The following is an 11,883-nucleotide window of genomic DNA, read 5'->3' as shown; positions in this document are numbered from 1 at the left end:
AGTCATCGGATAAATATAGGGGAATATATACAGGAGCTGGTCGTTACCAAATTTCCTAGTCTAGTATACAGACCACAAAATTTATCACCAGTTATATAGGTGCCAATAATAGGATATAAAAGCTTATTTTCCTTATGTAAGGTTGAGTAAACATCATAATCTATTGGAGTTATATGCTCTCGTTTCTGAAAAATAAAACTGTATTCAGGTTCTTTAGATACTTCATATCCTAATAAGACACCATTGCCCTCCCTTTCTAAAAGTGGCTTTATACAAATATCAGTTGTATTAAGTTTCTCTACATCAAAACTAGTTTGTGATATATATTTTTCGATAATAAGATTTTCATCTTTAGAAAAAAAACCTTGTTGTTTTAATTCAAAGATTAAAGCTAAAAAAGCTTTGGTTTGGGTAACTATGGTATGGGGAGGGTTTATACTAAGGGTATTTTGTTCCATGGCCTTTAGTATATCTGTTTTATCTTCATGAATAAACCAATCTAAGGGATAATATCTAAATACAGCGTCCAAAGGTTTACCATAAAGATATAAATTATTATTATTAACTTTTACATCGTAGATATTTCCCATATTTATGTTATAAGGAAGATCTTTAACTATATTGTATATAATGCGTGTATTATACCAATCTTCATAATAAGTTCCAGATAAGATACCTATATTGTTAATAGGATGTTTTTTAGAATAATCCTTTAATATTTTAGAAAATTCTTCTTTTATCATACTAACCATGTTTTCATTAGGATTTTTATATGGAATATTTAATTCTTGTTGTATTATTTTACTTATACCAATACTTTCAACTAAACCTGCAGGGGTTTCAGAATTAATTTCTAAAAGTTTCCATTCACCTTGCTCGTTAAGGCACCAATCTATTCTTCCTAAAAATAGAAAGGAATCCGTATATTTAGCTTTAACTATATTTTCTAGCCCATTAATACCTAAAATGTCAGAAAATGTATTGATATTTTCTAATACTAGATTTTGAGCTTTTTTAAATATGGTGCATATACTATTTGCAGCATTTTTTAGTTCATCAAATTTATTTTTGTCTAAAATAAGGCTGTCTAGGGATGTATATTCTTTATCTCTGAAATAACTTCCAGTAAAATCATATTCCATCATAGCTCTATCACTTACTTTATTCCAAACTTCTTTTCTATTGTTTCCTGTAAAATGGAGAATATCTATATGTTTATCTGAGAATCCGATAGGTGTTATCCATGTGCTTTCGTCACAGGTTAAATAGCTTTCATTCCACCTAGTACAAAAGCCTTCTACTTTTCCGTTTATAAGATAAACTCCAAAGTTTCCAAAAGCCTCTTTAGGTATAAATCTATTTTCTGATACTGTAGTTACAGCATTCTTGTGAATAGCACAAAATTTTTGAAGAATGAAATCATCTGGGTTTTCCAAAACATATTCTACTGATTTTTTCCACTCATCTTCTGAATGTAGTATTCCGATAAATACATTCTCACTGTACCTTCCATAAATAGGTTTCAAAACATACTTGTTTTTATTTTTTATTACATTTTCTACATAATCTTTTTTAAAAATACGAGTTTGTGGAAGAGTATTTTTTATCACTTCTCTTTCATGCTCACTTAATCTTTTATCCTGTTTTTCTATTAATGACCATAGGTAAGCAAATAAACTTTTGCATTGACCAATGATTACCCTAGGATCGTTTATAATGAGAACTTTACCTTGATTATATAAATCTAAAATTTTTTCTATATGGCAAACTTCATCCATATGTTCTGTAGGAAATTGTCTTAAAATTACCTGTATTTTTTCCTTACCAAAAGCAAGTAAATTTCCATCTACAACTTTTAAATTTTTAGGGCCTACAGCTATAAAATGAAAATTAGAATCTTCCATAATATCTTTATATAAAAATGATAAATGGCATTCCTCTAAATGACAAGGATCTATAAGTACAGCTATATTAAATGTTTCATGCACATGATCTTTAAAAAAATCATTTATTATATTTTTAAAAGAAGCTATAAATTTATCTTTAAATCCACTATTTAAATTATTATGGGTTTCCAAGTATTCACTAACTAAGATTTCCCTTTGAGCACAAGGCTTGTCATAATTAAATTCGGAGAAAAAAATTCCGCCGTCTTGCCTTATAAATGCATCATATCTTATCCAAAACATAGGACTTAATGGAATTTTTAGATTTATAATATCCTGCTTAAATTTAAAGTCCTTTATATATTCTTGAAAATCAGAAAAATTTCCATTAATATTTTTTATTATTCTCTTAATTAGAAAATCTAAAGTTTCTGCAGATTTTTTCATATTATTTAGTGTTTTAGTATCGAGATAGAAGGGGCAGGGAGAAAATATGCTTTCTTTTCTTCTGCAATCTATCATGTAGTAGTCGAACAAAAGTTTATCAGTTAAAGAGTTGTACACTTTAAAATCATCTCCACAAAGTAATATATTTAACTAGATACGCTTCCGGCATGTACTCCAGAATATCCACCATTAGATGATGGAGTAGTCCATGCCTTCCATCCGCTAGCAGTACCCGTATTGATACTGGATTTGCTACTGCTGTATGTTGAACTAGAGTTAAATATAAAAGGTGTTGAATTTGTGTAAGAAGTAAACTGGCTTTGATTATCATCTTCCTTATCTTTGTCTTTATTTTGATTTCCACAACCAGTTAAGGCTAATGGATTTACTAACACCATTGATACTGCAAGACTTAGTGCAGCAGCTTTATATTTCCATGATTTTTTATTATCCATAAATTTTATTCTCCAATCATATAATTGTTTACCTTTATACTATAATGCTCTAGATAATCAAAATAACAAGAAATATCTTCTTTAATAGATGTTTTATAAATATAAACTACATTGGCAAAGTTTAATTCTTTTAACAATTCGTAAGAGGGCATATCCTCTTCGGTAGTTTCATACTGGTTATTAAAGTAGTTTTCTTCAGTACCTGTGGAATCAGAGATATATCTGCCATTATCTAATATGAAGATATAACCTTCGGTTTTTATATCACAAATTTTTTCTCCGTAAGTAATTAAATTACTTATAAAATCTTCTCCTTGAACTAAACCATAAGGATGAAGTATAGCATTAAAAGTAAGTATAGGCTTTATCTTTAGACTATTTTGAAGCATGTAGGCAAATTTAATACTTTCACTTCCAGGTATGTCTAAGATAAAAATAGTATCATGTCTCTTATATTTATTTATTATATGTTTAGTTTCGTTAAATTCTTTTGTTTCATTACATGTAATATCAAACTTTTCTATAATAAAGTTTGGATAGTTTTTAATAGAAACAAATGGTGTGGATTTAAAAAAGCACTGAAAAGGTTCAGTACCATTTTTCCACTTTAAATAGATATCATATATATTATAATTATCAAGATAATTCAAACTCATATGACTGGTTATGAAAATTAAGGCAAAACATAACCATACTCCTTTCTTAATTTTTTTAAGTTAATAGTTTTTAATAAACTATAGCTACAAATTTATTTACATTTATTATATGAGTATATCCATTAAGATCCTTTATTACTAAAAAACCTTCTCTTTGAACCTCTATACTTACATCATTTATGACTATATCTGGATTCGAATTATTATAGGATTCCGCAGAAGTGTAAAGATTTAAAGTTTTCCTTTCAGTAAACATTTTATATATCCTCCTTAATATTTATATATTTTGAATTTATACAAATATTATCATCTTATAGGAATCTATTCAATAACCATTTTAGGTTAAATATTGTAAAAAAAGAAGATTTATAAATATAAAATATGGTTCTAATAACTATTACATGAGTTTTGACTTATTATCTTATAAATAATAAAGAAATGTAAATATACTTATCAATATGTACATAAAATAATTTGTTATAAAAGAAGTTATTTTTGAGAACTTAAGGAAATTTAGATAAAATATATGGTATAATGTATACAAATTTATTTTGCAAAAGGAAGTGAAATATGTGAAAAGAATTTGGAAGTTAATCACTAGTATGATAGTTATATCTTTAGTTACTTTTGCACCTGTTTTTGTACAAGCATATGGAGTAAAAGATTCAGCTGAAAATTCTGATTATAATATTAAAATAAATAATATTAATGAAAAATATTATAGTGGAAATATAAGCAGAAAAAATAAAAATCTTCTTAATGCATCTGTACAACAGCAAGTAAAACAACCCAATCTTTTATATAGTAATAATTCTTGCAGTACTATAGATCAAATTAAACAAGTGGCCAAAGATAATTATTTAAATAGAAATACAAGTTTTTCCATACATTATACAGGAAATTTTTCGGATTTAAAAGGCATATTAAATGAAGTACTAGATTATATTGATGAATCTGATGATTATTTGGCAAATTCTATTGTAAGCTCTGAAGTAAGATATCATGGATATAATCAAGATGTAGATATAGATTTTACTGTAGAATATTTATTAACATATGATCAGGAAAATTGGGTAGATCAAAAGGTGAATTCTATACTTCAAAATATAACAAGAGCTTCTATGACACAAGATCAAAAGGAAAAAGCTATACATGATTACATAGTTGCAAATACTACTTATGATGAAACTCTTGTAAAACATAGTGCTTATGATGCATTGCATGATGGAACTACAGTATGTCAAGGATATGCACTTTTAGCATATAAAATGTTAAATAAATCAGGTGTACCAACCAAAATTGTAGTTGGTATGGTAGATGGAAGTAGTGTAGAAAATCATGCTTGGAATTTGGTGAATCTTAATGGAAAGTGGTATCAATTAGATTGTACATGGGATGATCCGGTACCAGATGTTCAAGGAAGAATAAGCTATGATTATTATAATTTAACAGATGATCAATTGGCTAAAGATCATGACTGGAATAGATCAAAGTATCCAAGTGCTAATACAAATTATGATTTAAGTATTACTAATGTACCAGTTAAGTCTGTGGTATTGGACAAACATCAGATAACTTTAAAAGTGGGAGAAACTACATCATTAACTGCCAATGTATTACCAGCTAATGCTTCAGATAACTCAATAAACTGGAAATTTGATGCACAAGGATTAATTTCTTTTGATGGAATAAATATAAAGGCTTTAAAACCTGGTAAGGTTTATATAAATGCAGTATCAAATGATGGAGCCTTTAAAGATACTTGTGTTGTAACAGTAGTTAATGATACAGAAGTAGACTTTAATAATTCTAGACAGTGGCAAGAAAAGACAGGTATAGATCCAAATAAGTCATGGAGACTAAAGTTTACTAAAAGTGTAGCTAGTTCTACAGCAAATAAAGACAATATATATGTATTGGATGAATTATATAACAAAGTAGATGTTGATATAAGCTTTGATGTGACCAAAGATACTTTAGTAGTTAAACCTGCACAAAGTTATCAATCAGGTAAAGTATATTATTTAGTAGTAACTACAAATGTTGCTTCTGATGCAGGACAAAAAATAGCTACACCTATTATAATGAAATTTACAATTAAATAGTAAAAAATAACAGCTAACTTTTAGCTGTTATTTTTTTGTAATGAAATTTATTCTTCTGTAACTAATGGTACAGATTAATTATACAATTTGTATTACTATTTAAATATAAGGAAATACTTATATTGTTAGGAGGTAAGAGATTATGGAGAAACATTTTATAAAAAATATCGATTTTGCAAAACCATTAGAGTTTGAAGGACTTGTAGACTATGAGGAGGGAAGAGTTGTAAGTAGAACTTTAGCTCAAGGAAAAGCTCTTAGTGTAACTTTATTTGCATTTGATAAAGGTGAAGAAATTAGCTCTCATTCAGCAGGAGGGGATGCCATGGTTTATATTCTTGATGGTGAATCTGAAATAACCATAGGCGATGAGAAGTTTAATGTTAAAAAGGGTGAAACTATAGTAATGCCAGCACATGTAGCACATGCACTTTTGGCTGTAGAAAAGTTTAAAATGCTATTAGTAGTAGTTTTTAGTTTAACATAGTTAAAAATTAATGTAAGTATTTATAAATTGACAAACAACGAATTATTGTTTATTATTATATTATTAAATTTAAAAAAACTAAAAAATCATTATTTAATTCTATGAAAGAACTATGTAATTAAAGATTTTTTAGTAGAATCACATAACTGGCGGAAGTGGAGTTTACCACAGGGAGTGTGATTTATACGAAAAATGTCGACCGCCTGGGCAAACTGTCCAGGTGGTATTATATTTTTTGAAGCTTCCTGGATATGTAAAGAAATATTTTGATTAAGCAGGGAGGCATTTTTTATGGTTATGAAACAATGGCAAGGATTTAAAACAGGTATATGGACAGAGGAAATAGACGTAAGAGAATTCATACAAAAAAACTATACAGCATATGAAGGTGACAAGAGCTTTTTAGAAGCACCAACAGAAAAAACAAAGAAGCTTTGGAAAGAAGCAGAAGAATTAATTGTAGAAGAAATTAAAAGAGGAATTATAGATGTTGAAACTAATGAAATTTCAGGTATAAATAATTTTAAGCCTGGTTATTTGGACAAGGAAAATGAAGTTATAGTAGGATTTCAAACAGACGCACCATTAAAGAGAATAATGAATCCTTTTGGTGGAATGAGAATGGTAGAACAGTCCTTAGAAGAATACGGCTTTAAGATGAATGAAAATATAGAAAATTATTTTGGTAAGTATAGAAAAACTCATAATCAAGGAGTATTTGATGCTTATACAGAAGCTGCAAGAAAAGCAAGAACAGTTGGACTTCTTACAGGACTTCCAGATGCTTATGGTAGAGGAAGAATAATAGGGGATTACAGAAGAATAGCTCTTTATGGAATAGACTTTTTAACAGCACAGAAGAAAAAAGATCTAAATGAACTAGTAGGACCAACTACAGATGAACTTATAAGACTTAGAGAAGAAGTATCAATGCAAATTAGAGCTTTAGGTGAAATAAAAGCTATGGCGGCATCTTATGGCATAGATATATCAAAGCCAGCATCAAATGCTGTAGAAGCAGCTCAATTCTTATACTTTGGATATTTAGCAGGAGTAAAAGAAAATAATGGAGCAGCAATGTCTATAGGAAGAAATACAACATTCCTTGATATATATATAGAAAGAGATTTAAAAAGTGGTATTATAACAGAAGCAGAAGCTCAAGAGATAATAGATCAGCTTGTTATAAAATTAAGAATGGTAAGACATTTAAGAACACCAGAGTATAATGATTTATTTGCAGGGGATCCTAACTGGGTGACAGAATCCATAGGTGGAATTGGAGTAAATGGCAAATCATTAGTTACAAAGACAGCTTATAGATTTTTACACACATTAACTAATTTAGGGCCAGCACCAGAACCAAATATGACAGTTTTATGGTCAGAAAAATTACCACAAAACTTTAAGAATTATTGTGCTGAAATGTCCATAAAAACAGACTCTTTGCAGTATGAAAATGATGATATAATGAGACCAATATATGGAGATGACTATGGTATAGCTTGCTGTGTATCTGCTATGGAAATAGGAAAGAGAATGCAGTTCTTTGGAGCAAGAGCAAACCTTGCAAAATCATTACTCTATGCGATAAATGGAGGATATGACGAAAAGAAAAAAGCTAAGGATGGAAGTTTGATTAAAGTTGTACCAGATATAGAAAAGATGGAAGATGAAGTTCTTGACTTCAATAAAGTAATTAAGAGTTATAACAAAGTTATGGAATATGTAGCTGAATTATATGTAGATACAATGAATACAATTCACTACATGCATGATAAATATGCTTATGAAGCAGGACAGATGGCTCTTCATGATACAGCTGTTAAAAGATTTATGGCTTTTGGAATAGCAGGCTTATCAGTAGCAGCAGATTCATTAAGTGCTATAAAATATGCAAAGGTTAAACCAATAAGAAATGAAGATGGAATAACTGTGGACTTTGAAATAGAAGGAAGCTTCCCTAAGTATGGAAATGATGATGATAGAGTTGATGATTTAGCAGTACAGTTAGTTAAGAAATTTTCAAATGAGCTTAAAAAGCATAAAACTTATAGAGATGCAGAACATTCATTATCAGTGCTAACAATAACATCAAATGTGGTATATGGTAAGAAAACAGGAACAACACCAGATGGAAGAAAAGTAGGTGAGCCACTAGCGCCAGGAGCAAATCCAATGCATGGAAGAGATGAAAATGGAGCATTAGCATCACTTAACTCAGTTGCAAAAATACCATATAGAAATTACTGTCAGGATGGAGTATCAAATACATTCTCTATAATACCAGATGCACTTGGAAAAGATGAGGAAAGCAGAATAGTAAATCTTGCAAACATGATGGATGGATATTTCTCACAAGGAGCCTTCCACTTGAATGTAAATGTGTTAAATAGAGAAACTTTGATAGATGCTATGGAAAATCCAGAAAAGTATCCAACACTTACAATAAGAGTATCAGGTTATGCTGTTCACTTCAACAGATTAACTAGAGAACAGCAGCTAGAAGTTATAAGCAGAACTTTCCATGAAAAAATGTAGTTTAAAATTAAAAAGTAGATTAAAAGTGTAAGAGACTTTTAATCTACTTTTTTTAAAACATTTATATGTATTAGAATACAAAATATTTTAATCAACTAATTTTATACCTAGTTTGGAATAGAAACTGTAGCTTATAGTATCAGATATAGGAAGAGAATTATCTTTCTGAAATTTATGAACTACAGATTTAAAATAATCATTATAAATGCCATTAGGCTTAGAATTATAGTAACCTTTTGTTCGAAGCATAAATTGAAGCTGATATACATCTGATCCTGTCATTCCAGGTTTTAAAGTTCTGAGGTAATTTCCGAAATTGCCATAAGGTCCTCCCCAAACAATGACGGTTGTACCATATGGAATAATTTTATATAATTCTGCCACTTCTGAGTTTTTCATTCTTATACATCCATGAGATGAATTCCATCCTATAGAACCAGGAAATAATGTGCCATGTATACCATACTTACCCCAGGGGACATTAAAACCCATCCAGTAGCCGCCAAAACCCTCGCCCCAATTGTCTTTACTTACTATTTTCCATGTACCTAAAGGGGAAGGAGTATCATATTTTCCACTTGCAACTTGATAACTTTTAAATTGAATACCATCTTTAAAAACTATTAAATTATTAGAAGAAACATCAACTACAATTATATAATTACTCTTAGGATTATTTATATTGAAAGCATTTCTATTAGATGATGATTTATATACATAATATATTATTATAGCCTCAACAATTAATATTGAGATTAAGATTACTAGTAGTTTTTTAAACTTTGACATAAAAATCCCCCCTGTAATATATTATGAAAGAGGGGGGATTTAAAGCATTATTTTTTGAATTTATTTTTAGATTTTTTCTTTTTTTGAACGGAATACCCGAATTTGCCTAAAGCTTTTGAATTAAGAGAAAAATATTCTCCGTGAGAATAGCATATTAAGTTTGCTTTTTCTAAGTGAATTTTACCATTTTCGTCTAAAAGATTTTCTTCTACATGAATAGCTAACACTTCAGCTAGAAATAAATCGTGACTTCCAAGAGGAGTGATAGTTTTAACCTTACACTCTAAAGAGACGGGACACTGTTTTATACTGGGAACTTTAACTTTTTCACTTTGTTCTAATGTTAAATTACAGTGTTCTATTTTATCTATGTTTTTACCAGAACGTACACCACAGAAATCTACAGCTTTAACCATATCTTTAGATGGTAAATTAACCACAAATTCTCCTGTTTCTTTTATATATTCATAAGAAAGTCTTTCAGGACGTATAGCTGCAGTTATCATAGGAGGTTTAGTACAAGCAGTTCCAATCCACCCTACAGTAAATACATTTGTTTTTCCTTCTTTATTTTGTGAAGTTATAAGAACTGATGGGACAGGATTTAGCATTGCACTTCCTTTAAAAGATATTTTAGTCATAACTATTTCCTTTCTTTATTGGTTACTTCAACTAACATGTTATGTTTATGGTAATATAATTTAGTTTATTTTTAAATATTTAAGCCATATTTAAAAAATAACCCACAAATGTGTTACATTTGTGGATTTATTTTAAACATGAAAAAAGTTCACAATTATAATTTGTTTGAATTAAGGAGCTTTTTCATGTTATTTATGGGAATGATTATTTTTGCTTTTAGCTACTTCTATATTAACTTTTCTACCATTTAATCTTTTACCACTGCTTCTGGACAAAACTGCATCTAATAAATCTTCAGGTAGATCTATGAAAGTAAATTTATCAAATATATCTATATCTCCAACTTCATTTACATCTATATCAGAAGTTTCTTCTAAGAAATTAAGTATTTTAACAGGAGTAACTTTATCAATTCTACCTACAGATAAAAACAATCTTACAGGTTTAGTTGATTTCACTGGTGAATCTTCATTATAATCAAAATTAAATTCTCTATCAAAAAGCATTTTCATAAGAGCAGCAGCTACATCTACTAAATTATAATCATCATCTAAGCCTGTTGCTACAGGGATAAAATCCTTATAGTCATTTTGCTCTAGAGTATTTTTTACATCCTTTAGCATGCTGTTATACTTAGCTTCAAAAATTTCATCTAAAGTAGGTATTTCTTTTCTCTTTATTTTGCTTTTTGTAAATTTTTCTAACTGCTTTATCATAATATATTCTCTAGGAGTTACAAGAGAATATGCAATACCTTCTTTATTGGCTCTACCAGTTCTACCAATTCTATGTACATAAGATTCCATGTCCTGAGGTAAATCATAGTTTATTACATGAGATACGTCATCAACATCTATACCTCTAGCAGCTACATCAGTAGCAACCAAAAAGTCTAAAGTACCTTCTTTAAATTTCCTAAGTGTATTTAATCTTTGATTCTGTCCCATGTCACCATGCATACCTTCAACGTTATATCCTCTTGCTTGCATAGATTCAACAAGTTCATCTACACCTCTTTTAGTTTTACAGAAGATTATAGCACTAGAAGGTTCATCTATATCTAAAATTCGGCATAATGATTCAAATCTATCTTTATGCTTTACTTCATAATAGTATTGCTTAATTTTTTCAACAGTTAAAGAATTTTTAACTATTTTTATATGCTTTACTTCATTTTTCATGTATTTAGAAGCAAGTTTTGCTATTTCTTTTGGCATAGTTGCAGAGAAAAGAAGTGTCTGTCTATCCTTGTTTAAAGATTTTATAATTTCTTCTATATCATCTATAAATCCCATGTTAAGCATTTCGTCAGATTCATCCAAAACTAAGAAATTAACACCACTTAAATCTAAAGTGTTTCTTTTTATGTGGTCTAAAATTCTACCAGGAGTTCCAACTACAACATCTACGCCTCTTCTTAAAGATTTTATTTGTCTATCAATTGGCTGACCACCGTATACAGGAAGTAATTTTGTCCTTTTAAACTTTGCAATACGAGCTAACTCGTCATTTACTTGTATAGCAAGTTCTCTTGTTGGAGTAAGTACTAGTGCAGATATTTTATCACTAGATTCTATCTGACTTAATACAGGAGCTCCAAAAGCCAAAGTTTTACCTGTACCAGTTTGTGCTTGACCTATCATGTCATTACCTGATAAAATAACAGGTATTGCTTCAGCTTGGATTTGAGAAGGTTCTTCAAAACCCATAGCGTCTATAGCTTGTAAAACCTTTTTATGAAGGTTTAAATCACTAAATTTAATATTTTCCATTCAAATTCCTCTTTCTTTTTTATAATACAAAACAAATCTTATCATATCATAGTAATTAGATATTAGCAAATGAAATTTTTATTATATTTATTATATGTAGCTT

General features: G+C 29.1%; 10 protein-coding genes and 1 riboswitch. Of the genes, 3 read left to right on the top strand and 7 right to left on the bottom strand.

The window, feature by feature from the left end; all coding sequences use genetic code 11:
• Positions 1 to 2: 2 nt before the first annotated feature.
• The 4 genes from Ccar_RS18115 to Ccar_RS18100 form a co-directional block, all read right to left on the bottom strand.
• Entirely contained in the window at positions 3 to 2,450 is a 2,448-nt protein-coding gene (locus tag Ccar_RS18115; protein WP_034825567.1) for a glutathionylspermidine synthase family protein, read from the bottom strand.
• Positions 2,451 to 2,479: 29 nt separating this feature from the next.
• Positions 2,480 to 2,788 carry a hypothetical protein gene (locus Ccar_RS18110; RefSeq protein ID WP_007062718.1) on the bottom strand — a complete coding sequence of 103 codons (309 nt, stop codon included), beginning with the start codon at positions 2,786 to 2,788 and terminating at the stop codon, positions 2,480 to 2,482.
• A gap of 5 nt (positions 2,789 to 2,793) precedes the next feature.
• The gene (locus Ccar_RS18105; RefSeq protein WP_007062719.1) at positions 2,794 to 3,444 is read right to left on the bottom strand and encodes a hypothetical protein; all 651 of its coding nucleotides are present in this window, start codon (positions 3,442 to 3,444) and stop codon (positions 2,794 to 2,796) included.
• 70 nt (positions 3,445 to 3,514) lie between these two features.
• A complete protein-coding gene (locus tag Ccar_RS18100) occupies positions 3,515 to 3,700 on the bottom strand; it encodes a hypothetical protein (protein ID WP_007062720.1) in 186 nt (61 codons plus the stop codon).
• A 316-nt stretch (positions 3,701 to 4,016) separates the two neighbouring features.
• On the opposite strand from Ccar_RS18100, the gene Ccar_RS18095 reads away from it, so the two are divergent.
• The 3 genes from Ccar_RS18095 (at position 4,017) to pflB (ending at position 8,577) form a co-directional block, all read left to right on the top strand.
• On the top strand, positions 4,017 to 5,549 hold the full coding sequence (locus Ccar_RS18095) for a transglutaminase domain-containing protein (protein ID WP_007062721.1): 1,533 nt from the start codon (positions 4,017 to 4,019) through the stop codon (positions 5,547 to 5,549).
• A gap of 142 nt (positions 5,550 to 5,691) precedes the next feature.
• Positions 5,692 to 6,036: a cupin domain-containing protein gene (locus Ccar_RS18090; RefSeq protein ID WP_007062722.1), complete on the top strand. Its 345-nt coding sequence runs from the start codon at positions 5,692 to 5,694 to the stop codon at positions 6,034 to 6,036.
• 132 nt (positions 6,037 to 6,168) lie between these two features.
• Positions 6,169 to 6,252, top strand: a riboswitch (ZMP/ZTP riboswitch).
• Positions 6,253 to 6,327: 75 nt separating this feature from the next.
• Positions 6,328 to 8,577, top strand: coding sequence for a formate C-acetyltransferase (gene pflB / locus Ccar_RS18085; RefSeq protein WP_048030331.1), 2,250 nt, complete (start codon positions 6,328 to 6,330; stop codon positions 8,575 to 8,577).
• Between the two features lie 87 nt (positions 8,578 to 8,664).
• Here pflB and Ccar_RS18080 read toward each other — a convergent pair whose 3' ends face one another.
• The 3 genes from Ccar_RS18080 to Ccar_RS18070 form a co-directional block, all read right to left on the bottom strand.
• Positions 8,665 to 9,366, bottom strand: coding sequence for a L,D-transpeptidase family protein (locus tag Ccar_RS18080; protein ID WP_007063084.1), 702 nt, complete (start codon positions 9,364 to 9,366; stop codon positions 8,665 to 8,667).
• Between the two features lie 47 nt (positions 9,367 to 9,413).
• Positions 9,414 to 10,007, bottom strand: a complete 594-nt coding sequence (locus tag Ccar_RS18075) for a flavin reductase family protein (RefSeq protein WP_007063085.1) — start codon at positions 10,005 to 10,007, stop codon at positions 9,414 to 9,416.
• Between the two features lie 189 nt (positions 10,008 to 10,196).
• Positions 10,197 to 11,780, bottom strand: coding sequence for a DEAD/DEAH box helicase (locus tag Ccar_RS18070; RefSeq protein ID WP_007063086.1), 1,584 nt, complete (start codon positions 11,778 to 11,780; stop codon positions 10,197 to 10,199).
• Positions 11,781 to 11,883 lie beyond the last annotated feature (103 nt).

It is taken from the genome of Clostridium carboxidivorans P7 (genome assembly GCF_001038625.1).
Taxonomy (GTDB): Bacteria; Bacillota; Clostridia; order Clostridiales; family Clostridiaceae; genus Clostridium_AM; species Clostridium_AM carboxidivorans.
This window is presented reverse-complemented; position numbering and strand designations above follow the sequence as displayed.